The 26,463-nt window shown below is 62.7% G+C and carries 23 protein-coding genes; 14 read left to right on the top strand and 9 right to left on the bottom strand.

The window, feature by feature from the left end:
- Positions 1–43 precede the first annotated feature (43 nt).
- The 4 genes from ercA to mqo all read left to right on the top strand — a co-directional run bounded on the left by ercA (position 44) and on the right by mqo (position 6,370).
- Complete coding sequence (gene ercA, locus KI241_RS14200; protein ID WP_123579109.1) at positions 44–1,201, top strand: alcohol dehydrogenase-like regulatory protein ErcA; 1,158 nt, start codon at positions 44–46, stop codon at positions 1,199–1,201.
- On the top strand, positions 1,185–2,555 hold the full coding sequence (locus KI241_RS14195; RefSeq protein ID WP_042729341.1) for a hybrid sensor histidine kinase/response regulator: 1,371 nt from the start codon (positions 1,185–1,187) through the stop codon (positions 2,553–2,555). The genes ercA and KI241_RS14195 overlap by 17 nt, the downstream gene beginning before the upstream one ends.
- Positions 2,556–3,172: 617 nt before the next feature.
- The gene (locus tag KI241_RS14190; RefSeq protein WP_212802616.1) at positions 3,173–4,378 is read left to right on the top strand and encodes a heparan-alpha-glucosaminide N-acetyltransferase domain-containing protein; all 1,206 of its coding nucleotides are present in this window, start codon (positions 3,173–3,175) and stop codon (positions 4,376–4,378) included.
- Positions 4,379–4,729: 351 nt separating this feature from the next.
- Positions 4,730–6,370 carry a malate dehydrogenase (quinone) gene (gene mqo, locus KI241_RS14185; RefSeq protein WP_042729343.1) on the top strand — a complete coding sequence of 547 codons (1,641 nt, stop codon included), beginning with the start codon at positions 4,730–4,732 and terminating at the stop codon, positions 6,368–6,370.
- Between the two features lie 701 nt (positions 6,371–7,071).
- Here mqo and KI241_RS14180 read toward each other — a convergent pair.
- Together KI241_RS14180 and KI241_RS14175 are read right to left on the bottom strand one after the other, a co-directional pair.
- Complete coding sequence (locus KI241_RS14180; RefSeq protein ID WP_047738768.1) at positions 7,072–7,923, bottom strand: CAP domain-containing protein; 852 nt, start codon at positions 7,921–7,923, stop codon at positions 7,072–7,074.
- Positions 7,924–8,115: 192 nt separating this feature from the next.
- The gene (locus KI241_RS14175; RefSeq protein ID WP_212802615.1) at positions 8,116–8,889 is read right to left on the bottom strand and encodes an L-iditol 2-dehydrogenase; all 774 of its coding nucleotides are present in this window, start codon (positions 8,887–8,889) and stop codon (positions 8,116–8,118) included.
- A gap of 230 nt (positions 8,890–9,119) precedes the next feature.
- On the opposite strand from KI241_RS14175, the gene KI241_RS14170 reads away from it, so the two are divergent.
- A complete protein-coding gene (locus KI241_RS14170) occupies positions 9,120–10,031 on the top strand; it encodes an AraC family transcriptional regulator (RefSeq protein ID WP_212802614.1) in 912 nt (303 codons plus the stop codon).
- Here the strand turns inward: KI241_RS14170 and mhpT are convergent.
- Entirely contained in the window at positions 10,010–11,221 is a 1,212-nt protein-coding gene (mhpT, locus tag KI241_RS14165) for a 3-(3-hydroxy-phenyl)propionate transporter MhpT (protein ID WP_212802613.1), read from the bottom strand. The genes KI241_RS14170 and mhpT overlap by 22 nt on opposite strands.
- Positions 11,222–11,530: 309 nt before the next feature.
- On the opposite strand from mhpT, the gene KI241_RS14160 reads away from it, so the two are divergent.
- The gene (locus KI241_RS14160) at positions 11,531–12,838 is read left to right on the top strand and encodes an OprD family porin (protein ID WP_042732037.1); all 1,308 of its coding nucleotides are present in this window, start codon (positions 11,531–11,533) and stop codon (positions 12,836–12,838) included.
- A gap of 57 nt (positions 12,839–12,895) precedes the next feature.
- Here the strand turns inward: KI241_RS14160 and KI241_RS14155 are convergent, their stop codons facing one another.
- Entirely contained in the window at positions 12,896–13,378 is a 483-nt protein-coding gene (locus tag KI241_RS14155) for a MarR family transcriptional regulator (RefSeq protein ID WP_042732036.1), read from the bottom strand.
- A gap of 214 nt (positions 13,379–13,592) precedes the next feature.
- Between KI241_RS14155 and KI241_RS14150 the strand changes: the two genes are divergently transcribed.
- The 3 genes from KI241_RS14150 (at position 13,593) to KI241_RS14140 (ending at position 17,979) form a co-directional block, all read left to right on the top strand.
- The gene (locus KI241_RS14150) at positions 13,593–14,423 is read left to right on the top strand and encodes a p-hydroxycinnamoyl CoA hydratase/lyase (protein WP_212802612.1); all 831 of its coding nucleotides are present in this window, start codon (positions 13,593–13,595) and stop codon (positions 14,421–14,423) included.
- A 107-nt stretch (positions 14,424–14,530) separates the two neighbouring features.
- Positions 14,531–15,979 (top strand): aldehyde dehydrogenase, encoded by a 1,449-nt coding sequence (locus KI241_RS14145; protein ID WP_042732034.1) that lies wholly within the window; start codon positions 14,531–14,533, stop codon positions 15,977–15,979.
- A 131-nt stretch (positions 15,980–16,110) separates the two neighbouring features.
- Complete coding sequence (locus KI241_RS14140; protein WP_123579155.1) at positions 16,111–17,979, top strand: feruloyl-CoA synthase; 1,869 nt, start codon at positions 16,111–16,113, stop codon at positions 17,977–17,979.
- Positions 17,980–18,157: 178 nt separating this feature from the next.
- Here the strand turns inward: KI241_RS14140 and KI241_RS14135 are convergent, their stop codons facing one another.
- Entirely contained in the window at positions 18,158–18,475 is a 318-nt protein-coding gene (locus KI241_RS14135) for a DUF883 family protein (protein ID WP_042732611.1), read from the bottom strand.
- Between the two features lie 158 nt (positions 18,476–18,633).
- On the opposite strand from KI241_RS14135, the gene KI241_RS14130 reads away from it, so the two are divergent.
- Positions 18,634–18,888 (top strand): hypothetical protein, encoded by a 255-nt coding sequence (locus KI241_RS14130; protein WP_003181187.1) that lies wholly within the window; start codon positions 18,634–18,636, stop codon positions 18,886–18,888.
- Positions 18,889–18,891: 3 nt separating this feature from the next.
- Here the strand turns inward: KI241_RS14130 and KI241_RS14125 are convergent, their stop codons facing one another.
- Entirely contained in the window at positions 18,892–19,800 is a 909-nt protein-coding gene (locus tag KI241_RS14125) for a LysR substrate-binding domain-containing protein (protein WP_047738755.1), read from the bottom strand.
- A gap of 85 nt (positions 19,801–19,885) precedes the next feature.
- On the opposite strand from KI241_RS14125, the gene KI241_RS14120 reads away from it, so the two are divergent.
- On the top strand, positions 19,886–20,809 hold the full coding sequence (locus KI241_RS14120) for a carbon-nitrogen hydrolase family protein (RefSeq protein ID WP_212802611.1): 924 nt from the start codon (positions 19,886–19,888) through the stop codon (positions 20,807–20,809).
- Position 20,810: 1 nt separating this feature from the next.
- Here KI241_RS14120 and KI241_RS14115 read toward each other — a convergent pair whose 3' ends face one another.
- The gene (locus KI241_RS14115) at positions 20,811–21,281 is read right to left on the bottom strand and encodes an LEA type 2 family protein (protein ID WP_042732613.1); all 471 of its coding nucleotides are present in this window, start codon (positions 21,279–21,281) and stop codon (positions 20,811–20,813) included.
- A gap of 157 nt (positions 21,282–21,438) precedes the next feature.
- Here KI241_RS14115 and KI241_RS14110 point away from each other — a divergent pair, with 157 nt between their 5' ends.
- The 3 genes from KI241_RS14110 (at position 21,439) to zapE (ending at position 23,850) form a co-directional block, all read left to right on the top strand.
- Positions 21,439–22,155, top strand: coding sequence for a YafY family protein (locus KI241_RS14110; RefSeq protein WP_042732614.1), 717 nt, complete (start codon positions 21,439–21,441; stop codon positions 22,153–22,155).
- 51 nt (positions 22,156–22,206) lie between these two features.
- Complete coding sequence (locus KI241_RS14105; protein WP_042732615.1) at positions 22,207–22,548, top strand: nuclear transport factor 2 family protein; 342 nt, start codon at positions 22,207–22,209, stop codon at positions 22,546–22,548.
- A gap of 183 nt (positions 22,549–22,731) precedes the next feature.
- A complete protein-coding gene (gene zapE, locus KI241_RS14100; RefSeq protein WP_212802610.1) occupies positions 22,732–23,850 on the top strand; it encodes a cell division protein ZapE in 1,119 nt (372 codons plus the stop codon).
- A 93-nt stretch (positions 23,851–23,943) separates the two neighbouring features.
- Here zapE and KI241_RS14095 read toward each other — a convergent pair whose 3' ends face one another.
- Both KI241_RS14095 and KI241_RS14090 read right to left on the bottom strand, forming a co-directional pair.
- Entirely contained in the window at positions 23,944–25,683 is a 1,740-nt protein-coding gene (locus tag KI241_RS14095) for a phosphoethanolamine transferase CptA (RefSeq protein ID WP_042730459.1), read from the bottom strand.
- A gap of 416 nt (positions 25,684–26,099) precedes the next feature.
- Positions 26,100–26,273 (bottom strand): DUF6026 family protein, encoded by a 174-nt coding sequence (locus KI241_RS14090; RefSeq protein WP_172679699.1) that lies wholly within the window; start codon positions 26,271–26,273, stop codon positions 26,100–26,102.
- Between the last annotated feature and the right edge of the window lie 190 nt (positions 26,274–26,463).

Below are 26,463 nucleotides of genomic sequence, written 5' to 3'. Positions count from 1 at the left end.
GACAATAACAACAGGCTTACCAATGAGCCACGCCCCTGCAAAGATGAGTCTCAGCCCGCTGCGCAAGTTCGTTTCTCCTGAAATCATGTTCGGCGCCGGATGCCGACACAATGTTGGCAACTACGCCAAGACCTTTGGTGCGCGCAAGGTCCTGATCGTGACCGATCCCGGCGTGATCGCTGCCGGCTGGGTGGCCGATGTCGAGGCCAGCCTCCAGGCCCAGTCCATCGACTATGCCCTCTACAGTGCGGTCTCGCCCAACCCCCGGGTCGAGGAAGTGATGCTCGGTGCCGAGCTGTACCGGGAGAACCACTGCGACGTCATCGTCGCGGTCGGCGGCGGCAGCCCGATGGATTGCGGCAAGGCCATCGGCATCGTCGTTGCCCATGGCCGCAGCATTCTCGAATTCGAAGGCGTCGACACCCTGCATGTGCCCAGCCCGCCGTTGATCCTGATTCCCACCACCGCCGGCACTTCGGCCGACGTGTCGCAGTTCGTGATCATCTCCAACCAGCAGGAACGCATGAAGTTTTCCATCGTCAGTAAGGCGGCGGTGCCGGATGTGTCGCTGATCGACCCGGAAACCACCCTGAGCATGGACCCGTTCCTGTCGGCCTGTACCGGCATCGACGCGCTGGTGCATGCCATCGAGGCGTTCGTGTCCACCGGCCACGGGCCATTGACCGACCCCCATGCGCTGGAGGCGATGCGCCTGATCAACAGCAACCTGGTGCAGATGATCGCCAACCCGGCGGACGTCGCCCTGCGGGAAAAGATCATGCTCGGCAGCATGCAGGCCGGGCTGGCGTTCTCCAATGCGATCCTGGGCGCGGTGCACGCGATGTCCCACAGCCTGGGCGGCTTCCTCGACTTGCCCCACGGGTTGTGCAACGCAGTGCTGGTGGAACACGTCGTGGCGTTCAACTACAACTCGGCGCCGGAGCGCTTCAAGGTGATCGCCGAGACGCTGGGCATCGATTGCCGTGGGCTCAATCACCGGCAGATCCGCAGCCGGCTGGTGGAACACCTGATCGCGCTCAAGCGCACCATCGGTTTTCACGAAACCCTGGGCCTGCACGGCGTGAGCACGTCGGACATCCCGTTCCTGTCGCAGCATGCGATGCACGATCCCTGCATCCTCACCAACCCTCGGGAGTCGAGCCAACGGGATGTCGAGGTCGTCTATGGCGAAGCCCTCTGACGAGCAGCAAAAGGCCCTGGCCGGTTTGCTCGGGCTGGGCAATCACTCCACGCGCAAGAGCCATTACCCCGAGCTGGCGGCGCGTCTCGATGAGCTGGAGTTGGCCCGCCAGCGCTTGCAGCAACTCAATGACCAACTGGAGCAACGGGTGGCTGAACGCACCGATGCGCTGTTGGAAGCCAACCACAACCTGCAACAGCAGATCGCCCAGCGCGAGCGAGTCGAGCGGCAATTGCGCGACGCCCGGGACGCGGCCCAGGCCGCCAACCGCAGCAAGGACAAATACCTGGCCGCCGCCAGCCATGACCTGCTGCAACCGCTCAACGCCGCGCGCCTGTTGATCGCCACGCTGCGCGAGCGGCAACTGCCCGCCACCGAGCGGGTGCTGGTGGAGCGCACTCACCAGGCCCTGGAAGGTGCAGAAGACCTGCTCACCGACCTGCTGGACATTTCCCGCCTGGACCAGGCCGCCGTCCGGCCCGACCTGGCACCGTATCGGCTGGATGAGCTGCTGGCGCCCCTGGCCTCGGAGTTTCAATCGGTGGCCGGGGCGGCGGGGCTGGAGCTGCGGGTGCGATTCGCCGACGAGGCGGTGATGACCGACCTGCGGCTGCTGACCCGGATCCTGCGTAACCTGCTCAGCAACGCCTGCCGCTACACCGACCAGGGCGGCATTCTCCTGGCGGCGCGGCGCCGGGCAGGGCGCTTGAGCCTGGAGGTGTGGGACACCGGGCGCGGCATCGCCGCCGATTGCCTGGAATCGATCTTTCTCGAATTCAACCAATTGGATGTCGGCCGAGCGGCCGATCGCAAGGGGGTAGGCCTGGGGCTGGCGATTGTCGAGCGCATCGCCCACATCCTTGGCTACCGTGTCCAGGTTCGCTCGCGTCCGGGACGGGGTTCGGTGTTCAGCATCGAGGTGCCGCTCTCCACTGAGAAACCGTTGCCTGTGTCGCAGGTGCCCGTCCAGGCGGTGACCGGCAATCCGCTACCGGGCCGTCGGCTGCTGGTGATCGACAACGAACTGAGCATCCTGCAGAGCATGGCCGCGTTGCTGGGGCAGTGGGGGTGCGAAGTGTTGACCGCCACCGACGAAGCGGGCGCCATCGACGTGTTGCAAGGGCGTGCGCCGGAGCTGATCCTGGCGGATTTTCACCTCGATCATGGGGTGGTGGGCTGTGATGTGGTCAGGCGCTTGCGCGAGCACTTCAGCCGGGCAATCCCGGCCGTGATCATCACCGCCGACCGCAGCGACCAATGCCGCCGCGCCCTGCGCAAACTGGAAGCGCCGTTGCTCAACAAACCGGTCAAGCCCGGCAAGTTGCGGGCGGTGTTGAGCCAGTTGCTCGGCTAGCGCGGTGTACTCATCCCCTGCGACGGATCCCCGGTAGGAGCGGGCTTGCTCGCGAAAGCGGAGGGTCAGTCAACCAAGATGTCGGATGTGCAGCCGTCTTCGCGGGCAAGCCCGCTCCCACAATGAATGGGCGTCGGACACGCCATCCGGGTTGGCCGAAGAGCCTGTGGGAGCGAGCTTGCTCGCGAAAGCGGAGGGTCAGTCAACCAAGATGTCGGATGTGCAGCCGTCTTCGCGGGCAAGCCCGCTCCCACAATGAACGGGCGTCGGACACGCCATCCGGGTCGGCCGAAGAGCCTGTGGGAGCGGGCTTGCTCGCGAAAGCGTTGTGTCAGTCAACGGAAGTGTCGGATGTGCAGCCGTCTTCGCGGGCAAGCCCGCTCCCACAATGAATAGGCGTCGGGCACGCCATCCGGACCGGCCGAAGAATCGGTGGGAGCGGCTCGCTAAAGCGGAGGATCAGCCGGCACAAGCCTGAGTGAACCGCCGTTTTCGCAAGCAGGCCCGTGCCCACCGTGAAGGGTCTATTCGTCGCGATGTTTTGTGTTATGTTATCCGCTTTCTTTTGACAGGGATTCTCATTCCCTGTCTTGTACGGATCCCCGACGAGTATTGCCATGAGCCTCTCTTCCCCTGTGACGAGCCTGTCCGGCGTCGCCGCGCCCGCCCTCGCCACGAGCCTCGCCAAAACCCATGTGCGCATGCTGGCCATCGATGCCCTGCGAGGGTTCGTGATGTTGCTGATGCTGGTCGACCATGTTCGCGAAACATTCCTGCTGCACCGGCAGGTCAGCGACCCGATCGATGCGTTGAGTGTCCCCCCGGACCTGTTCTTCACCCGGTTGCTCAGCACGCTCTGTGCCCCGGTGTTCATCTTCCTCACCGGTTTGTCGGCCTGGCTCTACAGCCAGAAGCACACCGCCGGCGAAACCTCGGTGTTCCTGCTCAAGCGCGGGTTGTTCCTGGTCGTGCTGGAACTCACGTTCGTGTGTTTCGCCTGGACCGCCGAGTTTCCCCCCAAGACTTTGTGGCTGCAGGTGATCTGGTGCATCGGCATTTGCATGATCACCCTGGCCGTGCTGTTGCACCTCAAGCGCAGTTGGCTGATCGTCATCGGCGTCGCCATTGTCGCCGGCCACAACCTGCTGGACGGCATCGTGCTGGGGCCTGACTCGCCGTTCTTCGTGCCCTGGTCGATCCTGCATCAGCGGGCGTTCATCGACCTCACCGAATTCACCCGCGCCCGCACCACTTACCCGGTGCTGCCCTGGATCGGCGTGATCCTGCTGGGCTGGGCCATCGGACCGTGGTTTGCCCGGCAGGTGGACCCCGCCGTGCGAGTGCGGCGGCTGTTGCAGGTGGGCATCGGCTTGCTGGTGGCATTCGTCGTCATCCGCTACCTGAACGTCTATGGCGACAAGCCCTGGGTGCAGACCGGCGATGCGCTTCGCACCGCCATGAGTTTCCTAAGTGCGACGAAGTACCCGCCATCGTTGATGTTCCTGCTACCGACACTGGGGGTTGGCCTGATCCTGTTGGCATTGTTCGAGAAGGCTCAGGCGCGGGGCACCATCGCCTTGCTGGCGGTCTACGGCGGCGCGCCGATGTTTTTCTATCTGTTGCATCTCTACGTGCTCAAGGCCCTTTACCTGCTGGCGGTTGCCTTCTGGGGCACCAACCAGGGTGCGTACTTCGGTTTCGATCATTTGCCCCTGGTGTGGGTGTGCAGCGTGCTGCTGGGGGTGGCGCTGTTCTTCCCGACCCGCTGGTTCGCCGAGCTGAAGCAACGGCGACGGGACATCGCGCTGCTCAAGTATTTCTGATCAGAGCCAATAAAACGCCGTCATCTGGCCGGCGTTTTTCGTCCGTAATGTAAAAAGATGCTTCGGTCTGGTTATTTCATTATGTAAACTCCCCCCGCTGCGACAATCGGGCACGGTCAAACCAGACCCGAACACAACCGTTTTGCAGTGTCCCTCACTCAGCTGAAGCCAAGACCTACAAGAAGTCAGCGCCGGAGAGACATAAATCTGAGGCCGACCTATTTGCTCGGTCCTGTAGGTCCATCCTCCAGTCCTATCGAACCTGTCACGCTGGCGCTGCCGGCTACGGGCGTGATCTATCCTTGATCAGGGCAGGAGGGCGGAATGGCGTTCCATCCTAGGGATACACACATGTTGAAGAAAACACACACGGCGCTACTGGGCCTGGCGATGGCGATGGGTCTTGCGACCACGCACGCCGCCGAGGCAAAAAAAGTGGACGTCCTGCTCATTGGTGGGGGCATCATGAGCTCGACACTCGGCGTCTGGCTCAATGAGCTGGAGCCGGGCTGGACCATGGAGATGGTCGAGCGCCTGGACGGTGTTGCCGAAGAAAGTTCCAACGGTTGGAACAACGCCGGTACCGGTCACTCCGCACTGGCCGAACTGAACTACACGCCGGAAGACAAGAACGGCAAGGTCGATATCTCCAAGGCCATCGAAATCAACGAAGCCTTCCAGATCTCCCGTCAGTTCTGGTCCTGGCAGGTCAAGAACGGCGTGCTGAAGAACCCACGTTCGTTCATCAACTCCACGCCGCACATGAGCTTCCTGTGGGGCGACGACAACATCGCGTTCCTGAAGAAGCGCTACGAAGCCCTCCAGGCCAGCCCGTTGTTCGCCGGCATGCAGTATTCCGAAGACCCAGCGCAGATCGGCAAGTGGGTGCCGCTGATGATGCAAGGGCGTGACCCGAGCCAGAAAGTCGCGGCGACCTGGAGTCCCCTGGGCACTGACGTGAACTTCGGCGAAATCACTCGCCAGTTCGCTGCCTACCTGCAGAGCAAACCGAACTTCTCGCTGAAACTGTCCAGCGAAGTGGAAGACATCACCCGCAACGAAGACGGCACCTGGCGCGTTTCGTACAAGAACCTGAAGGACGGTACCGAAACCGAGACCGACGCCAAGTTCGTGTTCATCGGCGCTGGCGGTGGTGCCCTGCACCTGCTGCAGAAGTCCGACATTCCGGAAGCGCGCGAGTACGCCGGTTTCCCGGTGGGCGGTTCGTTCCTGGTCACCGAAAACCCGACCGTTGCCCAACTGCACCTGGCCAAAGCCTACGGCAAGGCTTCGGTCGGCGCGCCACCGATGTCGGTGCCGCACCTGGACACCCGCGTGCTGGATGGCAAGCGTGTGATCCTGTTTGGCCCGTTCGCCACCTTCTCGACCAAGTTCCTGAAGAACGGTTCGTACTTTGACCTGCTGACCAGCACCACCACCCACAACGTGTGGCCGATGACCAAGGTCGGTATCGAACAGTACCCACTGGTCGAGTACCTGGCCGGTCAACTGATGCTGTCGGACGAAGATCGTTTCAATGCGCTGAAGGAATACTTCCCAGAGGCCAAACAGGAAGACTGGCGCCTGTGGCAGGCCGGCCAGCGCGTGCAGATCATCAAGCGTGACGAAGAGAAGGGCGGCGTGCTGAAACTGGGCACCGAAGTGGTCGCGTCCCAGGACGGCAGCATCGCCGGCCTGCTGGGTGCTTCGCCAGGTGCTTCGACGGCTGCGCCGATCATGCTGACCGTGCTGGAGAAGGTCTTCAAGGACAAGGTCGCCAGCCCGGCCTGGCAGGAAAAACTGCACCAGATCGTGCCAAGCTATGGCACCAAGCTCAACGACAGCCCTGAGCGCGTTGCCCAGGAATGGGCCTACACCAGCGAAGTCCTGCAACTGGACACGCCGCCGGTGATCACCAAGCCAGGCACCCCGGCCCCGGCCCAGCCAGCGGCTGCCCGCGAAGCCAATCCAGCGGCTGACATGGCGCTGTAAGCCTGACGTTGTCTGGTGTAATGCAAAACGCGGCTTGTCGAGTGTTATGCGGTTGAGTTAGGGATTGTTGACCTTAACTCGTCAGGGAAAATCCGGAGTCCGAGAGGGGTCCGGATTTTTTTTATGCGCTGTTCAGTATCCAGATCAAGTGCTGTTCCTGGTTTTCCTGGGTGGTGCTGATTATATCTTTCCAGATCAAGCGACCCTGTTGAAAGTCGCGCTGTAATTATGCAGAGGGCTGTCCTTCATGCTTTGGTCACTATCTCGATATATTGTGTCGGCTGTGTTGGATCCTCCGACGTCTTTTTTACCGACAAGGAAACGGTGACCACGTGGGAACTGCTGTATTTATCCTTTACAGCCTGGACAGCCGCCTCCGGTGAGTCTGCGGTAATCGTTCCGTATTGAGTATTATGGGTACCGCGATCCGCATACGCTGAGTATCGATATTCAGTGCTCATTTTATTTTCCTCAAGAGCAGTTTGTGACCAGGGTGATCATGGTGTGCCCGGAGGATTGTTTCTACTGTCAAGGATTACAGTTGTTGATGTCTGATCGGAATAATGTTTTTGGACTTTATAGCGATTGGACTATTGCTCTGGAGTTTTAGAGGCAGACAGTCTGGCGTAACGCTGTTCACTTAAGAAAGTTGGCAAATTTGTGGCGAGGGGATGAGTCCGCTCGCCACTCATTTTTTTCATCTACTGGGTGCCGAACATCGCCGTCCAATAGATCCCCGCATCGCTTTTCGGGTCGGTGGCGTAACCGGCGCCCAGCTCGTGGAACTGCGGGTTCATCAGGTTGGCGCAGTGCCCGGGGCTGGCCAGCCAACCGTCCACCACCTTGAGGGCGGTGTCTTGCCCGGCGGCAATGTTCTCGCCGATCAACTGGCCCAGGTAACCGGCGAGTTCGGCACGGTCGCCGGGCATGCGGTTGTCACGGTCCTTGTGGTCGAAGAAATTGTTGTTGGCCATGGCACGGGTGTGGGTCACGGCGGCCAGGGCCAGGGTCGCGTTCCAGGTCAGCGGGGTGGTGGCGGCAAAGGTCTCGGTGCCGCAGCGGCGCGGTTGGGCCCGGGCGCTGTTGATCAGCTTGAGCAGTTTCTGGCCTTCGGCCTGCCAGTCACCGAGGCGCGCCGACAGCAGTGGCCGGGCCACCACGATGCGCCATTCACGGTCCATGCGACTGACGCCGATGTCGACGAACTGCGGGTCGAGGACCACCTGGCAGAAGCTTTCCTGGATGGCCTTCATCGCACTTTGCGCATCCCGCGGTCCGGACAGGCTGATGGCCTGGACGTTGACCATCGGGTAGGCCGTGCGCGCGAGCGCCTGCTGCAGATCGCCGATGCCATTGGCCGACAGGATCAGCCGGGAATCCATCGCCAGCGGTGGCAACTCCAGCGAAGCCTGCCCGGAGCAGCTTTGGGATTGGCTGCGGTAAAGGTTGATGGACTCGACCAGTTGCGTCTCTTCGGTGGCTGCGGCGCTGGCGGCGAACACCAGCCCCAGCGACAGCACGACAAGACGCATGACGGATGAAATGGCACGCATGTAAATCTCCCTTGAGCGGACGGCGCCTATGATGCGCAATTTTTGCCCCGCTGGGGCAACGGTATTCACGCTCTCTTGAAATTCCCTGAGCGGCACCGCTGGGCACCGTTCGGGACAATCCTCAAGTACTGGGATCAATTTTCAGGCAAATAAGTCCATCACCGGCGTTTGAAGGTGCAAATCCGTCGAACTTCAGCTCATCCAGTTGCCGCCGTCGACGTTGTACGTCTGGGCCACCACGTATTCGCTGTCCGCCGAGGCGAGAAAAACCGCCATGCCTGTCAGGTCTTGCGCGGTGCCCATGCGGCCGTAAGGCACCTGCTGGCCGACCTGGCGTTTCTTTTCCCCCAGGGGCAGGTTTTCATGGCGGGCGAACAGCGCGTCCACGCCGTCCCAATGCTCGCCCTCCACCACGCCGGGCGCGATGGCGTTGACGTTGATCCGGTGCTTGATCAGATCCAGCCCGGCGGACTGGGTCAGGCTGATCACCGCTGCCTTGGTGGCGCAATAGACACCCACGAGGGCTTCGCCACGGCGTCCGGCCTGGCTTGCCATGTTGATGATCCGGCCGCCGTGGCCCTGGCCGATCATCTGCCGGGCCGCGGCCTGGAGCGTGAACAGCGTGCCGGCGACGTTGATCGAGAACAGCCGCTCATAGCTTTGCCGTGTGATCTGCACGATGGGCGCCAGGTCGAACAGCGCCGCGTTATTGACCAGGATGTCCAGTTTGCCTGCACGTGCCACCACCGCTGCAATGGCTTCGTCGATCGAAGCCTGTTCGGTCACGTCGAGCCTGACCGCGTAGGCGTCTTCGCCCAGCTCGGCGGCGGTGGCTCGGGCCCGATCCAGGTCGATATCGGCAATTGCCACGGTGGCACCTTCGTTGATGTAGGCCTGGGCAAACGCCTTGCCGATGCCTCGGGCGGCGCCGGTGACCAGGGCACTTTTTCCTTCCAGTCGTTTCATGGGATGGTCCTGTGTTCGATGGCAAAAGGGTGGGGTGTCGCCATGGCGGCGGCAGGCCGATTACAGCAGCGAGCCCGAAGGCCGACAAACGCGGGCAGCATCGCCAACCGATACTTTTTTAACGCAGGGCACTGCGGGTTAAAAAAGTATCGGTGAACGGTCAAGCCGCGGCTGGCAGGGCGCCGGTCATCCGGCGTAAGGTGCCGTCATGAGGCCAGACGAGATGCAACATGCCTGATCACCGAGCACCCCTGTTCGAGCAGCGCCCGGCCGAGCTGGAGGTCATCCTGCCCGAGCCCGAGCACAGTTTTCGTTGGTACGAGCACGATTACCCGTACCCCCTGGCGCGCTGGAACCACCACCCCGAGTTCGAAATCCACCTGATTCGCCAGGGCAGCGGGAAGTTGTTGGCGGGCGACTACATCGGGCCTTTCGGTCCCGGCCATGTGGCGATGATCGGTCCCGGCTTGCCCCACGACTGGATGGCGGACCTGGCCCCCGACGAATACCTGGCGGGGCGCGATGTGGTCCTGCAGTTCGACGGTGCGGCGTGGCTGGCCTTGCGTCCGACCTTGCCCGAGCTGGCGCAGGTGCAGGGGCTGTTCGAGCGCGCCCATCGTGGCCTGGCCTTCAGCGGCGACACCGCACGGCGTGCCGCGCAGTTGCTCGAAGCCATCGGCCCGGCCCGGGGGCTCAAGCGCCTGGCGCTGTTCCTCGAGTTGCTCGAAGCCCTGGGCCAGGCCCCTGACACCGACGTGCTGAGCCTGGCAAGCCCTTGCTATGCGCCGACTCTCGATGCCCGCAGCAGCGAGCGCATCCATCAGGCTTTCGAATACCTGCACGCCGAACTCACCGGTGACCTGCGCCTGTCAGAGATCGCCCGGCGGCTGAACATGAGCGAGCCCGGTTTCTCGCGCTTCTTCAAGCGCATCACCGGGCATGGTTTTGTCGACCTGATGCGCAAGCTGCGGGTCCAGCGTGCCTGCCGCTTGCTGTTGCACAGCGAATTGCCGGTGACCGAGATCTGTTTCGAGGTGGGGTACAACAACCTGTCCAATTTCAACCGGCACTTTCGCATCGAGATGAACCAGACACCCAGCGAATATCGCCGGCTGTTGGCTCAACGGGCCACGTGCGCCTGACCCACCGTCGCGGCACGGGCCATCACACTGATCGCCGCCACGGCGGCAATCAGCAGCCCGGGTGATGTCGCCAGCAGCACGCCGGTGGTTCCCGCGCCGGCCGCCAGGATCTGCCCAGCGGCCAGGGGGCCAGCGACCGAACCCAGGCGCCCGATGGCTACCGCTGCACCGACGCCCGTGGCGCGCACGGCCGTGGGGTAGGCGGGCGGCGCCAGTGCGTAGAGCACCAATTGCGCGGCCATGACAAACAGCCCGGCGGCGAACCCGGCGATGGCCATCGGCACGATGCCCACCGATAACCCGACCCCGGCCAGGGCGCTGAGAAGCCCGGCGTAGACGAACAGCACCACCTTCAAACCATTGCAGCGGTCCAGCAACAGGCCGCCAATCAACGAACCCAGGGTGCCACCGATGTTGAACAGCATCTGGACCAGGCCCGCCTGGGGCTTGCTGAAGCCTTGTTCCAGCAGCAGCGACGGCAGCCAGTTGAGCAGCATGTACATGACCGTCAGCGTGAAGAAATAGCTCAGCCAGAGGGCCAGGGTGGTCCGGCCTCGACCTTCGCCGAACAGTGCCTGGCCGGTTGAAGCACGCGCGTCGCCACCGACCTCCCGGACCTGGCGAAAGGCGCTGGACTCGGGAAGCCACAGCAGCATCAACGGCACCACCAGCAGCGGTGCCAGTCCGCCGATGAAAAACGTCATCTGCCAGTGCTCGCCAAACAACATGGCGACCACCGCCGCCAGCGCGCCGCCCAGCGGAACCCCGGCGTACATCACGCTGATTGCCGTACCGCGACGCTGCTCACCCACGGCTTCGGCGCACAGGGCAATGAGGTTGGGCAGGGCGGCACCCAGGCCCAGGCCCGTCATGAAACGCACCAGCAGCAGGCTGGAGAACTGCTCGACGTAGGCCGTGCTGAGGGAGAACACGCCGAACAGCAGGACGGCGGCGATGAGGATTTTCTTGCGGCCAATGCGGTCGGCGATCCAGCCACCGAAGAACGCCCCGGGCAGCAGGCCGATGATCCCGGCACTGAAGACCCAGCCCATCATTTTGGGGTCGAGGGTGAATGTCTGCCGCAAGCCCGCGGCGGCGGTGCCGGCCGACTGCAAGTCAAACCCCTCGATCAGCGCAACGATGAAACACAAGGCAATGGTCAACGTCGCACGACGTGTCGGCTGGTTCATGGCAAATCCTCTTATTGTTTTTGTCCTGGGGCGCTGACCGAGAGCGACCAGCGCAATTTAGATTAACAAAGCTAACTAAAAAGTGAATGGATGAGAGGAAGTGACTCGGATGGCAAAAATAGACAATTAAATCAATAGGTTGAAATATGTTTTTAGCGCTACGGCTTAATTTGTTAACGATATTAACGTTCGATTATCGGACGGTTGAGTTGACGAAACCTGCACGGCCTTTCCATTCTCCTTGCCCAGAGCCCCGACCCGAAGGCGTCGAGGGTGATCAAAAACAACAACAATAAGTGGACATAGGACATGCCGAATCTTGCGCGGGCCGCCCTGGCGGCGGCCCCTGTTTCACCCTTCGTTCAACTGCTGGCCTGCCTGGGATTGAGCCTGGGTTCCAGCGCGGCGCTGGCAGAAGGATTCATCGATGACAGCCACGGCACCCTGACCCTGCGCAATTACTACATGGACCGCGACTACAAGGACGACGGCGCCAAGACCGCGGCCCGGGAATGGGCCCAGGCGGCGATCGTAAACATGGAGTCGGGATTTACGCCCGGCACGGTAGGGTTCGGCCTGGATGCCCGCGGCTTGCTCGGGATCAAGCTGGATTCGTCGCCGGACCGCAGCGGCACCGAGTTATTGCCGGTGTCCAGCAGTGACAAGCGTGCCGCCGATGAATATTCGCGCCTGGCCATCACCGGCAAGTTGCGCGTTGGCCAGACGACGGTGAAGACCGGCGATGTCTCGATCTTCCTGCCGTTCGCCTTTGCCAGTCCGTCACGCCTGTTGCCGCAGACGTTTCGTGGCACGACCCTCAGCAGCAAGGACATCGACGGCCTGACCTTGAACACCGGCTACATCGACCGCCTCAACCGACGCGATTCCACCGATTACCAACCCATGAGCATTGCCGCGCCCAACCGGCGCTTCAATGGCGCGGCGACGACGTCCCACATGGCCTATGTCGGCGGCGACTATCAAGTCGGCAAGAGCCTGAGCCTGCGCGCCTATCACGCCGAAGTGGCCGACCTATACCGTCAGGACACCCTGGCGCTGCTGCATGACCTGCCGTTGGGCGACGGGGTGTTGACCACCGATCTGCGCAGCTTCTTCAGCGGCGAGGACGGGACTGCCAAGGCCGGCAAGGTCGATAACATCAATGTGTCGGCACTGGTCGGCTATCGCCTGGGCGGGCATCGATTGAGCCTGGGCTACATGCACGCCAGCGGCGACACGGCCACACCCTACGTGTCGGGCACCGAGTTGATGGGCTTGAGCGAGATGACCATGAGTTCGGATTTCCTCAATGCCAAGGAACGCACCTGGCAGGCGATCCATGACTATGACTTCGCCGCGGTCGGTGTGCCGGGCCTGAGGACAAGGCTACGTTATGTCCGGGGAGACCACATCGAGTTGGCGGCCCTCGGTGCCGAGGATCGCAAGGAGCGAGAGTTCCAGATGGAGTTGGGCTACGTGATCCAGAGTGGTCCGCTGAAGAACGTCGGGCTGCTGGCGCGCAAATCGATCTACCGCAATGACTTTCCGGGCACCGCGGCGTTTCGCGATGAGAACCAGACCCGCTTCCTGGTGACCTACAACGTGCCGATCTGGTGAAGCGTCGCCAGACCCGTGGCGAGGATGATCCTCTCGCCACAGGGCTGGGTGCGGGCCTTACTGCTGGTACACCTTCTTCAGCAACCGCAGCAATTGCTCCCGCTCATCGTCCGACAGCGCTGTCGTGGAGTCCAGGTCGCTCTGGGCGGCGATCTGCTGGAGTTCCTTGAGCAGGGTTTCCCCGCTCTTGCTCAGGAAAATCCCATAGGAACGCTTGTCCGGCTTGCAGCGCACGCGTACGGCCAGGGCCCGGCTTTCCAGTTTGTTCAGCAGCGGCACCACTTGCGGCGGTTCGATGGCCAGGGCCCTGGCCAGGTCAGCCTGCATCAGGCCGGGGTTCTGGTCGATGATCGCCAGGGCCGAGAACTGTGCAGGCCGCAGGTCGTGGACGGCCAGCCGACCGATCAGGTTCTGGAACAGTTTCAACTGGGCGCGACGCAGGGCGTAACCGATCAGGTCGTCCAGCGCAGTGTCCAGCGGCGCCTCGGCACCGGCGGCCACGGGCTCGGCGGTTTCGGCAAGCTTGGAAGACTTGGCCATCGAAATGAGCATCCTTGGGATGAGTAATTAATAAGGCTATGCATTTTGCCGAGGTTGCGACGCCCTGGCTATGGGCGAGCGCGAATTCCTGATTTGCAGCTGCCTTCGCATCGCTGAAAAAACACAGGTAAATCGGTTAATAGTTAATTGACATAACTAAATTTCAGGTTTAGTTTTTGCTCATCTTCAGCCAAAGAACAAGAGAGCCCGCATCATGAGCAACTACGAAGGTCGCTGGAAAACGGTCAAGGTCGAGATCGAAGAGGGCATCGCCTGGGTCACGCTCAACCGCCCGGAAAAACGCAACGCCATGAGCCCGACCCTCAATCGCGAGATGATCGACGTGCTCGAGACCCTGGAGCAGGACCCGGCCGCCGGCGTCCTGGTGTTGACCGGGGCAGGGGATGCCTGGACCGCCGGGATGGACCTCAAGGAATATTTCCGCGAAGTGGATGCCGGGCCGGAAATCCTCCAGGAAAAAATCCGCCGCGAGGCCTCCCAATGGCAGTGGAAACTGCTGCGCATGTACGCCAAGCCGACCATCGCCATGGTCAACGGCTGGTGCTTCGGCGGCGGTTTCAGCCCGCTGGTGGCGTGCGACCTGGCGATCTGTGCCAACGAAGCGACCTTCGGGCTTTCGGAAATCAACTGGGGCATCCCGCCCGGCAACCTGGTCAGCAAGGCCATGGCCGACACCGTGGGTCATCGCCAGTCGCTGTACTACATCATGACCGGCAAGACATTCGGCGGGCAGAAAGCCGCTGAAATGGGCCTGGTCAACGAAAGCGTGCCCCTGGCGCAACTGCTCGAAGTCACCGTGGAGCTGGCGCGCAACCTGCTGGAGAAAAACCCGGTGGTGCTGCGGGCGGCCAAGCATGGCTTCAAACGCTGCCGCGAGCTGACCTGGGAGCAGAACGAGGATTACCTGTACGCCAAGCTCGACCAGTCGCGCCTGCTGGACACCGAAGGCGGTCGCGAACAGGGCATGAAGCAGTTCCTGGACGACAAGACCATCAAGCCTGGCTTGCAAACCTATAAGCGCTGAGGCGACAGGCGATAGCGGGCCGCATCCCGCTGTTCGCCGCGTCGCCCCGGCGCTACTGTTACACCGCTGCGCTGCATTCCCGATAAAGACAATAAAGAGGAATCACCATGCTGGACGTGCCCCTGTTGATCGGCGGCCAGTCGTGCCCGGCCCGTGACGGTCGGACCTTCGAGCGCTGCAACCCGGTGACCGGTGACGTGGTCTCGCGCGTCGCCGCCGCCACCCTGGAAGATGCCGACGCCGCCGTGGCCGCGGCCCAAGCCGCGTTCCCCGCCTGGGCCGCGCTGGCGCCCAACGAGCGCCGCACGCGTTTGCTGCGCGCCGCCGAACAGTTGCAAGCCCGCAGCGGCGAGTTCATCGCCGCCGCCGGCGAAACCGGCGCCATGGCCAACTGGTACGGATTCAACGTACACCTGGCGGCCAACATGCTGCGCGAAGCGGCGTCGATGACCACCCAGATCAACGGCGAAATCATCCCTTCGGACGTGCCCGGCAGTTTTGCCATGGCCCTGCGCCAGCCCTGCGGCGTGGTGCTCGGCATTGCGCCGTGGAACGCCCCGGTGATTCTCGCCACTCGCGCCATCGCCATGCCCCTGGCCTGTGGCAACACCGTAGTGCTCAAGGCGTCCGAGATCAGCCCGGCGGTGCACCGGCTGATCGGCCAGGTCCTTCAGGACGCCGGCCTGGGCGACGGGGTGGTCAACGTGATCTGCAACGCGCCAGCCGATGCGCCGGCGATTGTCGAGCGGCTGATCGCCAATCCGGCCGTGCGCCGCGTCAATTTCACCGGATCGACCCACGTCGGGCGAATTGTCGGTGAACTGTCGGCGCGGCACCTCAAGCCGGCCTTGCTCGAACTGGGCGGCAAGGCACCGTTGCTGGTGCTGGACGACGCCGACCTGGATGCGGCGGTAGAGGCGGCCGCCTTCGGGGCGTACTTCAACCAGGGACAGATCTGCATGTCCACCGAGCGGCTGATTGTCGACACCAGTGTCGCCGATGCCTTTGTCGAGCGCTTGAGCGCGAAGATCGCCACGTTGCGCGCCGGTGACCCGGCAAACGGTGATTCGGTGCTGGGCTCGCTGGTGGATGCCAGTGCCGGCCAGCGCATCAAGGGGTTGATCGACGATGCCTTGGGCAAGGGCGCGAAGCTGGTGGCGGGCGGGCAGTTGGACGGCAGCATCCTGCAGCCGACCTTGCTCGACAACGTCACCGCCGACATGCGCTTGTACCGCGAGGAGTCTTTCGGGCCAGTGGCCGTGCTGCTGCGCGGTGACGGCGACGAAGCCCTGCTGCGCCTGGCCAATGACTCCGAGTTCGGCTTGTCGGCGGCAATCTTCAGCCGTGATACCACCCGTGCCCTGGCCTTGGCCCAGCGTGTCGAATCGGGCATCTGCCACATCAACGGCCCGACCGTGCACGACGAAGCGCAGATGCCTTTCGGCGGGGTCAAGTCCAGTGGCTATGGCAGCTTTGGCGGCAAGGCATCCATCGAGCATTTCACCCAGTTGCGCTGGGTGACCTTGCAGAATGGCGCCCGGCATTACCCGATCTGAAACCCGTCGCATCGTCGGCGGCCCAGCGCCGCCGCGATGCAGGCCAATAATAATGACAAGGCCGCAGCCAGACGCTGCCACGCTCCGCTCGTTTCATGCGAGCCGACCGTGCCTTGGTGGAGGAAATGTACGTGAGTTCCGAGTTCAGATCGTCCTCCCGGACGCCGGCCGGGCGTTATCGCCAGGTGTCGATCGGTCATCCCGCCGTAGAAGTCAGGGAAGAGCACGGCATCTTGCACATGCGTTCCCTGGAACCCTTGGCGCCTTTGCCGGCGCGTTTGCTCGATCGCCTGGTGCACTGGGCCGAAGTCCGCCCGCAGCACACCTTCATCGCCGCCCGCGACGGGGGAGGTGACTGGCGCCGGGTCAGCTACGCGCAGATGCTCGACAGTGTCCGCGCCATCGCCGAAAGCCTGCTGGGCTTTGGTTTGTCGGCGGAAAAACCCTTGGCGCTGCTGTCGGGCAACGACATCGAACACCTGCAAATGGCCCTGGGCGCGATGTACGCCGGGATCCCGTATTGCCCGGTGTCGCCGGCCTATTCGCTGCTGTCCCAGGACTTCGCCAAGCTGCGTCACGTCTGCGACTTGCTGCAGCCCGGGCTGGTGTTTGTCAGCGACACGGCGCCTTTCGAGCGAGCGATCAATGCCGTGCTGCCGGCCAACGTACCCTTGATCAGCGTGCGTGGCGAGCTGCCGGGCCGCGCTATGACGCGCTTCTCCAGCCTGCTGGCCCAGCCTGGCGGCGAGGCGGCGGAGCGGGCGTTCGCCGCCACGGGGCCGGACAGCATCGCCAAGTTCCTGTTCACGTCAGGCTCGACCAAGTTGCCCAAAGCCGTGATCACCACCCAGCGCATGCTCTGTGCCAACCAGCAGATGCTGCTACAGACCTTCCCGGTGTTTGGCGAGGCGCCGCCGGTGCTGGTGGACTGGTTGCCGTGGAACCACACGTTCGGTGGCAGCCACAACGTCGGCATCGTGCTCTACAACGGTGGCACGTTTTACCTGGATGACGGCAAACCCACGGCCCAGGGCTTCGCCGAGACCTTGCGCAACCTTAAGGAGATTTCGCCCACGGCCTACCTGACGGTCCCCAAGGGCTGGGAAGAATTGGTCAGCGCTCTGGAGCAGGACGGCGAACTGCGCGAGCGTTTCTTCAAGCGCATCAGCTTGTTTTTCTTTGCCGCCGCCGGCCTGTCCCAAAGCACCTGGGACCGCCTCGACAAGGTCGCCGAGGCCCATTGCGGCGAACGCATCCGCATGATGGCAGGGCTGGGCATGACCGAGGCGGCGCCGTCCTGCACCTTCACTACCGGGCCGCTGTCGATGGCCGGCTACATCGGCCTGCCGGCCCCGGGCTGCGAGGTGCGGCTGGTACCGGTGGACGGCAAGTTTGAAGGCCGGTTTCGCGGACCGCACATCATGCCGGGCTACTGGCGCTCACCGCAGCAGACCGCGGAAGTCTTCGACGAGCAAGGGTTCTATTGCTCCGGTGACGCGATCAAGCTGGCCGACCCGAGCAATCCGCAATTGGGGCTGATGTTCGACGGGCGGATCGCCGAGGACTTCAAGTTGTCGTCCGGGGTGTTCGTCAGCGTCGGGCCACTGCGCAATCGCGCCGTGCTGGAAGGCACGCCTTATGTCCTGGACCTGGTGGTCACCGCGCCTGATCGCGAATGCCTGGGCGCGTTGGTGTTTCCACGACTCCCCGAGTGCCGTCGCCTGTCGGGGCTGGGCGCCGATGCCACTGATGCCCAGGTGCTGGCCAGCTCGGCGGTGCGCCAATGGTTCACTGAATGGTTGCAGCGCCTGAATCATCAGGCCAGCGGTAACGCCAGCCGTGTGGAATGGATTGCCCTGCTCGATGAGCCGGCTTCCATCGACCGTGGTGAAGTCACCGACAAGGGTTCGCTCAACCAGCGTGCGGTGTTGCAGTGGCGGGCGGAGAAAGTCGAGGCGTTGTATCGGGGCGAGGATGCGTCGATCCTGCGGGCGGGCTAGCGGGTGCAAGTTGTACCGGGAGCCCGCTCCCACAAAGTTTAGCGTCGAGTCTCAATCCCAAGCAGCCCGCCATCCTCATTGTGGGAGCGAGCTTGCTCGCGAAAGCGGCGCGTCAGTCAGCGATGAACTTGACCGTGCTACCGCCTTCGCGGGCAAGCCCGCTCCCACAAGGGGTGGCTTACCGCCGTCCCAGCAGCAAGCCCACCACCAGCCCGAACCCGGCGGAGATCGCCACGGTCTGCCACGGGTGGCCGCCGATGTAGGTTTCAGTGGCGTCGACCATCGGGCGGGTTCGCTCCCGCGCGCTGGCGAGGGAATCCAGGGCTTGTTGCAGTTTCTGGGAGATCTGGCCGCGCAGGTTCTCCGCGTCTTCGCCGACCAGTGCGGCGCTGTTCTTGAGCAACTTCTCCGACTCTTCGATCAACGCCTTCAGCTCGCTGAAGGCCTGGTCCTTGATTTGCTCCCCGTTTGCTTGCACGGTGCTTCTACGCGCCATGGTGTATCTCCTTGTAAATGATGGCAGTGAACTATGGAGTGCTGCGCGGGCTTAAAAGTTGCGACGGGGCTGCTCGCAACCGGTCATTCCCAAAAGCGGGTTAAGGCTGTTCGCCGCAAGGTGTAAGATGTCGCCTATTTACGCAACAGGTAATTCCCATGAGCTTCAATCTGGCTGACAAGCCCCTGGCCGAGCGCGCCGCCCTGGAAGACGAAAAATCCCGACTCTTTGAACTGTGGCAAAACAACCTGGGCAAGGCCAAGGGTGATGCGGCGCGGCTGTTCGGCGAGCGTTCCAAGCGCAAGGGCAAGTGGGCCGAGTGGGTGCGCGCCGAACTGGACGGCATGTCGCCGCCGGAATACGCCAACATGGTGCGCAGTGAAGTCAACCGGCTGATGGCGGCCAACAAGTAAGTCCTACGCGAAGGCGGCGACAATCGCCTCGCGAACCTTGATCACGGCCGGGTCCATCTGCAATTGGGTTCGCCAGCCGAGTTCGATGGGGTAGCGAGGCAGCGCCAGGGGGCAGGGCAGCAACGCCAGGCCGCCGAGGGCCGCGATGGCCTGGGCGGCATGGGTCGGAATGGTCGCCACGGCCTGGCTGCCCTTGAGCAGGAAAGGCAGCGCGGCGAAATGGGTGGTCGAGGCAGACACCCGTCGACTCAAGCCGAGCCCGGCCAACCCTTCATCGGTGATGCCGATAAAACCACCGGAAGACACCAACAAGTGCTCGCGGGCCACGAACGCCTCCAGGCTGAGGGTCGGCGAGGCTTGCGCCAGGCTGGCCGGGTCGACCAGGCAAGCGTAGTCGCCTTCCCCCAGCACCTGGCGGCTGAGCAGCCGCTGGGCGAAACCGCCGGCCGTGATCGCCAGGTCGAGGTGACGCTCCATCAGCGCCAGGCCAACGATCTGGCTGTGGGTCTGGCGAAAAATCAGGCGCAGGCCCGGTGCACGCTGCGCCACTTCTTCTACCAGGCGCCGTCCGTAGGCGATCTCGAAGTCGTCGGACAGCCCGACGATGACCGAGCGCCCCTGATAATGGTTGGCGTGCGGGTCCACCATCGCCAGGCTCTGGCGGCATTTGTTCAAGGCTTCGCTGATCACCGGCTTCAACTGGTTGGCTCGCAACGTCGGCGCCAGGCCCCGACCGGTGCGCACGAACAGTTGATCGTCATACAGGCTGCGCAGCCTGCGCAATGCGGCGCTGATGGCCGACTGGGTCACACCCAGGCGCAGGGCGGCACGGCTGGCGCTGGACTCGTCATGCAGCGCTTCGAAAGTCTTGAGCAGATTGAGGTCGATGTCGGCGATATTCATAACGCTCATATCATTTAGCAGCGGTTGGGGCTTTATTCATGATCGGTCGACGCCGGAAAATCAGCAACACTTGTTGATGACGGAGTTGAACACCATGCCCAAATCCATTGTGGCGGCCCTGCAAATCGGTTCGTTGTCCGGCGGCAAGGGCGACACCCTGGCCCAGATCCTTTCTTATGAAGACGCCATCCGCGAGGCGGGGGCGCGCCTGGTGGTGATGCCCGAAGCCCTGCTGGGTGGCTACCCCAAGGGCGAAGGTTTCGGCACTCAACTGGGGTATCGCCTGCCGGAAGGACGCGAAGCGTTTGCCCGCTATTTCGCCAATGCCATCGACGTGCCCGGGGTCGAAACCGAAGCCCTGGCCGGATTGTCGGCACGCACGGGCGCCAGCCTGGTGCTGGGCGTGATCGAGCGCTGCGCCAGTACCTTGTACTGCACCGCGCTGTACTTCGAACCCGAGGCGGGCCTGGTGGCCCGGCATCGCAAGCTGATGCCGACGGGCACCGAACGGTTGATCTGGGGCAAGGGCGACGGCTCGACCCTGCCGGTGATCGACAGCCAGGTCGGTCGCGTGGGCGCGGCGGTGTGCTGGGAAAACATGATGCCGCTGCTGCGCACCGCGATGTATGCCAAAGGCGTGGACGTCTGGTGTGCGCCAACGGTGGATGAGCGCGAGATGTGGCAAGTGACCTTGCGCCACATTGCCCACGAGGGGCGCTGTTTCGTGGTCAGTGCCTGCCAGGTTCAGGCCTCGCCGCAAGCGTTGGGCATCGAGGTTGCGAACTGGCCTGCCGAACGCCCGTTGATCGCGGGCGGTAGCATGATCGTTGGGCCCATGGGCGATGTGCTGGCCGGGCCTTTGAAGGACTGCGCCGGGTTGCTCACCGCTGAAATCGATACCGATGAGCTGGTGCGCGCGCGGTACGACTACGACGTGGTCGGCCATTACGCCCGGCCCGACATCTTCGAACTGGTGGTGGATGAACGGGCCAAGCCGGGTGTGCGTTTCATCCAATGATTCACCAGGTGGCCGTGGAACCGCGTAAGTCGAGGGTGCCTCGGTCGACGAAGCGCCGGGTGCCGAACACTCCGCCGGCGAGTTTGCCCCTGAGCACGTAAGGCAGGTTATCCAGGCTTTGGGTCTGGCTCAGGCCGAGGGTCTGGCGCAGTACGGAAAACGCCGAGATGCTCACCGGGATGCTCAGTATTGTTTCGGAAAACCGGGGGAGGGAGCCGGTCTGGTCGCTGACCCCCGAGGCCAGGGGCCGACCGTTGACTTCCAGGTCCAGCGCCACGCCGTTGTAGTCCAGGGTGGTGTCGTTGGGGTTCTGCACGCGCAGCTTCACGGCAAAACGCATTTCCAGATCCTGGCTGGGCAGCGGCTCAATGCCGACCACGTTGATCGTCAGCGGGTCGCGCTGCGGGAACAGGGCGCAGGCGCTCAGGCTGAGCAACATCAGTAGCAGGGACAGGCCGAACAATCTGCGCATGGTCAACTCTCGCAATGGAAATCAGGGGGGCTGGCAGTCATCAGGCTACCGCAATTATCGGCAACCGGCGCCTGGCCATGAAAAGGCTGGCTCCTGACATTTTCTGACACCCGTCTCTGCTAATCTGCGGCAATTATTTCCCTGCGGATCGCCCATCGTGTCGCGTACTACCCGGCTGCTCACTTTGCTGCAAGTCTTGCGGGGCAAGCGTTGCCCGGTTACCGCCGCGACATTGGCTGTCGAGCTGAACGTGTCCGAGCGTACCTTGTACCGTGACATCGCTGAGCTGACGGCCCTCGGTGCGCCGATCCAGGGTGAGGCGGGCATTGGCTATGTCTTGCGCAGTGGGCTGTTCCTGCCGCCACTGATGTTCACCGCCGATGAGATCGAAGCCATCGTGCTGGGCTTGCGCTACGTGGACCAGCGTGGCGACGACGTGCTGGGCAAGGCTGCCGCCGACGCGTTGGCGAAGGTGGAGGCGGTGCTTGCCCCGGACGTTCGTGACGCCTTGCGCAATCCCACGGTGCTGCCCGGGCCGCCGGGTTATGGCTACCCGCAGAACACCGTGCAGTTGAATGTCTATCGCCAGGCCATTCGCACCCAGGCCAAGCTGCACATCGATTACGCCGACGTGAACAAGACCCCCAGCCAGCGGTTGATCTGGCCGCTGGCCCTGGGCTTTTTCAACGAGGCGCGGGTAGTGGTGGCCTGGTGCGAATTGCGAGGGGCCTACCGTACCTTCCGCACCGACCGGATTGCCTCGGCCGCCGAGCAGGGCGAGCGCTACCCCGGGCGGCGCAGCGACCTGTTGCGCGCCTGGTTCGCACTGATGCAACTGGACGAAAACGGGCGCTTCACTCCTGACAAAAACTGACACAGCAGTGTTCTAGCATGGCGCCAGATCGATAAAACAAGGAGCCCTGCCATGTCCAACCCCGTCTCTTCCCTGGCCCCGGCCATCGCCGGCTATATTGCCGCCGCCAACGCCCGTGACAGCTCGGCGGTGACGCGTTTCTTCGCCGAAAACGCCAGCGTGTTCGATGAAGGCCACCACCGCCTCGGTGCCCAGGCCATCGCCCAATGGATGGAAGACACCGCCCAGCGCTACCAGCCAAGGGTGCAAGTGCTCAATGTGCAGCAACGTACCGGCAAGGTGCTGGTGCAGAACCTGATCTCCGGCACCTTTCCCGGCAGCCCGCTGGAGTTGCGCTACACCTTCCGGCTCGACGAACAGGGCAAGATCAGCCGGCTGGATATCTCGGTCTAGTGTTTCTGTCGCTCTGAAGTGAACGCTGTTGTGGCGAGGGGATTTATCCCCGATCGGTTGCGCAGCAACCGCAAAAAGACAGGGCCGCTACGCGCCCCAACGGGGATAAATCCCCTCGCCACAGGTTTTTCGATGCCTTCACATGGCATACTCCCGGTCCTTCTTCCCCCGGACCTGGGCCGCATGACTGACTCCCCCCTGAGTGCCTGGCAGCACGCCATCGAACACCACGGCTTCGTCCAGGACGAGGCCCAGGAACTGGCGATCATGGCCCTGGAACAATGCCACAAGGCATTGGGCGAAGGCCGCAAGTCGATCAAGGGCGTTTACCTGTGGGGGCCGGTGGGCCGTGGCAAGACCTGGCTGATGGACCGCTTCTACGAGAGCCTCAAAGTGCCGGCGCGCCGCCAGCACTTCCATCACTTCATGGCCTGGGTGCACCAGCGCTCCTTCCAACTGACCGGCACACCGGACCCTTTGCAGGCCTTGGCCCGGGAGCTGAGTGCCGAGGTGCGGGTGCTGTGCTTCGACGAATTGTTCGTCACCGACATCGGCGACGCCATCATCCTCGGACGGCTGTTCCAGGTGATGTTCGAACAAGGCATGGTGATCGTCAGTACGTCCAACCTGCCGCCCGAAGAACTCTATGCCAACGGCCACAACCGTGAACGCTTCCTGCCGACCATCAGCGCGATCAAGCAATACATGCAAGTGGTGCCGGTGAACGGGTGGCAGGACCATCGCCAACACCCGGGCACGGTGCAGCAACGCTACTGGGTACGCGACTGCGGGCAACCCGACCCGTTTGCCGCGGTCTTTGACCAGTTGGCGGGTGGGCAAACGCTCGCCAGCGGGCCGATTGAGGTCGGCCATCGCCAGCTCGAGCCTGTCCGGGCTGGCGATACGGTGCTCTGGAGCCGCTACGCCGATCTTTGTGAGCAACCGTTCTCGGCGCTGGATTTCATGGCCTTGTGTGACCGTTTCAGCGTCATCCTGCTCGGCGATGTGCCTTGCCTGAGCGCCGAACAGCGCGAAGGGCGCATTGCCCGTGGTACCGAGGATGGGGTCGAGCGGGTGGAGGCCGGCGACCGTGAACTGCCGCAATTGTCAGTCCATGACGATGGCGTGCGGCGTTTCATTGCCCTGGTCGACGAGTGCTACGACCGCAAGGTGCCGCTGTACCTGTGCGCCGAGGTGCCGATGGAAGACTTGTACACCGAAGGTTATCTGCAATTCCCGTTTCGCCGCACGCTCAGTCGGCTCCAGGAAATGCAGATGCAACGTTTTGGTCAACCCGCCTGACCGGGCCCTCGCCGTCGGCCCCACGCCGTCGGTACTACCGATGTGAAATGGAAATGGTCATGGCAGAAGCCAGGGGCATTCTGCCGTTTTCGATCATTTCTGGACGATTTCAGCCACAGGCGCCTTGGGTTTGATCAGGCTGAAATCGATCAGGCCCTTGTGCTGGCTTTCATACGGGTTGCCGATCATCAGTGGTCGCGCTTTGAACTGGTCGCTGACCAGGCTCTTGCTGTGATCCAGCTCGTCGAAGCTCAGGCCCGCCAGGTCTGCCCAGGTGTGGATCAGGTGCGAGCTGCTGTAGGGCCGCGACAGGTCGCCGGCAAAGCTCCAGTCATGGCTTTCGCGCCACTTGGGCGAGGCCCAGGCCATGAACGGGATGGTGTACATCGGCGCGGTCGGCTTGGCTTCGTTGCGGCCCAGGGTGTCATGGCCCTGGGAGTCGAAGACGTCTTCACCGTGGTCCGAGAGGTACAGCAGGAAGCCGTTGGGATCGCTCTTGGCGTAGTCCTTGATGAGGCTGGAAACCACGAAGTCGTTGTACAGCACCGCGTTGTCGTAGCTGTTGTAGGTGGGCAGTTGGTCGTCACGCACACCTGCCGGCACGCCCTGGCGGTCGGTGAACTTATCGAACGTCGGCGGATAGCGGTACTGGTAGCTCATGTGGGTGCCTAGCAGATGCACCACGATCAACTTGCGCGGGGCACTGTCGGCCAGGGCCTTGTTGAAGGGCTCGATCACGTCGCCGTCGTACTGGGCGGCGTTCTGGTTGCGGTTGTTGTTGAGGTACACCTGCTCATCGGCCTGCTGTGAGAAGGTCGTGAGCATGGTGTTGCGCTTGGTCATGGTCTGCTGGTTGGTGATCCAGAAGGTCTTGTAGCCGGCCTGCTTCATCATGCTCACCAGCGAAGGCGTGCTCAGGTACAGCTCCGGGTTTTCCTCGTCGGCGAAGGTCAGCACCTGCTGCAGCGCTTCGATGGTGTAGGGGCGCGGGGTGATCACGTTGTCGAACACCGCGAGCTGGTCCTTGAGCTTGTCCAGTTCCGGCGTGGTTTCGCGCGGGTAGCCATAGAGGCTCATGCGTTGACGGTTGGTCGACTCACCGATCACCAGCACCAGGGTCGCCGGCTGGTCGGCCATGGCGTCCTTGAGGTGATTCAGCGGCGCGATCTTGCTGGCGCTGTGCAACATGCCTTGCATGTTTTCCAGTTGTTCGCCGTAGCGTCGGTAGGCCACGACCATCTGCCAAGGCACGGCGGGCTCGATGCGGTCTTCGAATTTTTCCAGGCCACCGGCGAAGCTGCCGGTGCGCTGGGTCTGCTTGATCAATGGATAGCCGACCACGGCGACCACGATGGCCGCCGCCGCGACAATGGCCTGCCCACGCGGCAGGTAGACCGGGCGCAGGCGGGTCCAGAGCAGATAGCCCACGACGGTGTGGGCGAGGAACGCCGGCACCATCCACCAGGCAAAATACTGCGTCATGTATTCGCCGGCTTCCGCCACGTTCGACTCGAACATGATGAAGATGACGCTCTGGGAAAATTCCTGCTGGTAAATGAAGAAATACCCCAGGCTCGCCATGGAACAGGCCCACAGCACGATCCCGATCAGGGCCGCGAGCAGGCGGGTGCGGGCGGGGAAGAGCAGCATGGGCGCCAGCCACAGGGCACTCATCACGAATGCCTGGCGAAACCCGGTGAAGCCGGACGTGTCGCTGAGCAGAATGAGCAGTTGGGTTATGCCCGAAAAATACCAGAAGAACAGAAACAGCCAGCCAAGCCCGGCCCAGTCAAAACCTTTCGCAGTCGTTGTGCTGCGTTTGAACAAACTCATCAAGCGCTCCAGCCTGTTATCGACGCGCCTGGCGGTACCGGATTGGTGACCGCAGGCACACGCCGAGCAACCCTAAAGGTCGGCAGTATCGCGAGCCGCTTGTGAAAACTTCGTGAGTTTTTTGGTTACAAAATGCTGACTTAGGTGCGCAAGGAGGGCGCCTTCCCGTGAAGACGGGCCTGCTCGCGAAGGTGTTGGTTCAGCCGCCACTGAGTTTCACGCGAACGCGGTTTCCGCAGGCTGGCTCGCTCCCGCGGTGGCGGATATCGGAGGGAAGGGGACGAGGATCAGGCTTGTGGGAGCAGGCTCCCACAAGGTGGCTTCACAAAGCCCTGCCACACGAGGGAGGGCTGTTTTTCATGGGAAGGACACCGGGTTGCCCAATGTCCCTTCCTGATGCCGTGCCTCTGGGACGCTTACCGCGCCACAGCCTGGTTCTGGTGGGACAGCTGTGCGTGCTGCAACTGCATGCGCAACTGCGTCACTTCATCTAGCAGCAGATCACGCTCTTCCTTGAGAAGGCGCAATTCATCGCGACGAATGGTCACATAAAGGGTTTGGGGAGGACGTGCGGTAACGACTGGGCCCATTGCTCACCTCGCAAATGGCGTACATCAACTATAGAGATGTCGCCAGCATTTTGGTCGACACCTCTACTATCGGCGCCGATTCTGATTTCTTTTGCTTGTGATTGGAACTTTTTTATTTTTCATGGTCGCTGTGTCTTTGGCCGGGATTGGAGCGTTATCCCTTGTGATCGCTCAAATTACCCGGAAACTA

Source organism: Pseudomonas sp. Cab53, assembly GCF_018325965.1.
Taxonomy (GTDB): domain Bacteria; phylum Pseudomonadota; class Gammaproteobacteria; order Pseudomonadales; family Pseudomonadaceae; genus Aquipseudomonas; species Aquipseudomonas chlororaphis_E.
This window is presented reverse-complemented; position numbering and strand designations above follow the sequence as displayed.

Excerpts from the sequence above, each read along its gene's own strand:
- KI241_RS14150 (WP_212802612.1), top strand. The coding sequence starts at position 13,593 with ATGAGCAACTACGAAGGTCGCTGGAAAACGGTCAAGGTCGAGATCGAA.
- KI241_RS14180 (WP_047738768.1), bottom strand. The coding sequence starts at position 7,923 with ATGCGTGCCATTTCATCCGTCATGCGTCTTGTCGTGCTGTCGCTGGGG.
- KI241_RS14145 (WP_042732034.1), top strand. The coding sequence starts at position 14,531 with ATGCTGGACGTGCCCCTGTTGATCGGCGGCCAGTCGTGCCCGGCCCGT.
- KI241_RS14095 (WP_042730459.1), bottom strand. The coding sequence starts at position 25,683 with ATGAGTTTGTTCAAACGCAGCACAACGACTGCGAAAGGTTTTGACTGG.
- KI241_RS14115 (WP_042732613.1), bottom strand. The coding sequence starts at position 21,281 with ATGCGCAGATTGTTCGGCCTGTCCCTGCTACTGATGTTGCTCAGCCTG.
- KI241_RS14120 (WP_212802611.1), top strand. The coding sequence starts at position 19,886 with ATGCCCAAATCCATTGTGGCGGCCCTGCAAATCGGTTCGTTGTCCGGC.
- KI241_RS14160 (WP_042732037.1), top strand. The coding sequence starts at position 11,531 with ATGCCGAATCTTGCGCGGGCCGCCCTGGCGGCGGCCCCTGTTTCACCC.
- mqo (WP_042729343.1), top strand. The coding sequence starts at position 4,730 with ATGTTGAAGAAAACACACACGGCGCTACTGGGCCTGGCGATGGCGATG.
- zapE (WP_212802610.1), top strand. The coding sequence starts at position 22,732 with ATGACTGACTCCCCCCTGAGTGCCTGGCAGCACGCCATCGAACACCAC.
- KI241_RS14125 (WP_047738755.1), bottom strand. The coding sequence starts at position 19,800 with ATGAGCGTTATGAATATCGCCGACATCGACCTCAATCTGCTCAAGACT.
- KI241_RS14130 (WP_003181187.1), top strand. The coding sequence starts at position 18,634 with ATGAGCTTCAATCTGGCTGACAAGCCCCTGGCCGAGCGCGCCGCCCTG.
- KI241_RS14090 (WP_172679699.1), bottom strand. The coding sequence starts at position 26,273 with ATGGGCCCAGTCGTTACCGCACGTCCTCCCCAAACCCTTTATGTGACC.
- KI241_RS14170 (WP_212802614.1), top strand. The coding sequence starts at position 9,120 with ATGCCTGATCACCGAGCACCCCTGTTCGAGCAGCGCCCGGCCGAGCTG.
- KI241_RS14190 (WP_212802616.1), top strand. The coding sequence starts at position 3,173 with ATGAGCCTCTCTTCCCCTGTGACGAGCCTGTCCGGCGTCGCCGCGCCC.
- KI241_RS14195 (WP_042729341.1), top strand. The coding sequence starts at position 1,185 with ATGGCGAAGCCCTCTGACGAGCAGCAAAAGGCCCTGGCCGGTTTGCTC.
- KI241_RS14105 (WP_042732615.1), top strand. The coding sequence starts at position 22,207 with ATGTCCAACCCCGTCTCTTCCCTGGCCCCGGCCATCGCCGGCTATATT.
- ercA (WP_123579109.1), top strand. The coding sequence starts at position 44 with ATGAGTCTCAGCCCGCTGCGCAAGTTCGTTTCTCCTGAAATCATGTTC.
- KI241_RS14155 (WP_042732036.1), bottom strand. The coding sequence starts at position 13,378 with ATGGCCAAGTCTTCCAAGCTTGCCGAAACCGCCGAGCCCGTGGCCGCC.
- KI241_RS14175 (WP_212802615.1), bottom strand. The coding sequence starts at position 8,889 with ATGAAACGACTGGAAGGAAAAAGTGCCCTGGTCACCGGCGCCGCCCGA.
- mhpT (WP_212802613.1), bottom strand. The coding sequence starts at position 11,221 with ATGAACCAGCCGACACGTCGTGCGACGTTGACCATTGCCTTGTGTTTC.
- KI241_RS14135 (WP_042732611.1), bottom strand. The coding sequence starts at position 18,475 with ATGGCGCGTAGAAGCACCGTGCAAGCAAACGGGGAGCAAATCAAGGAC.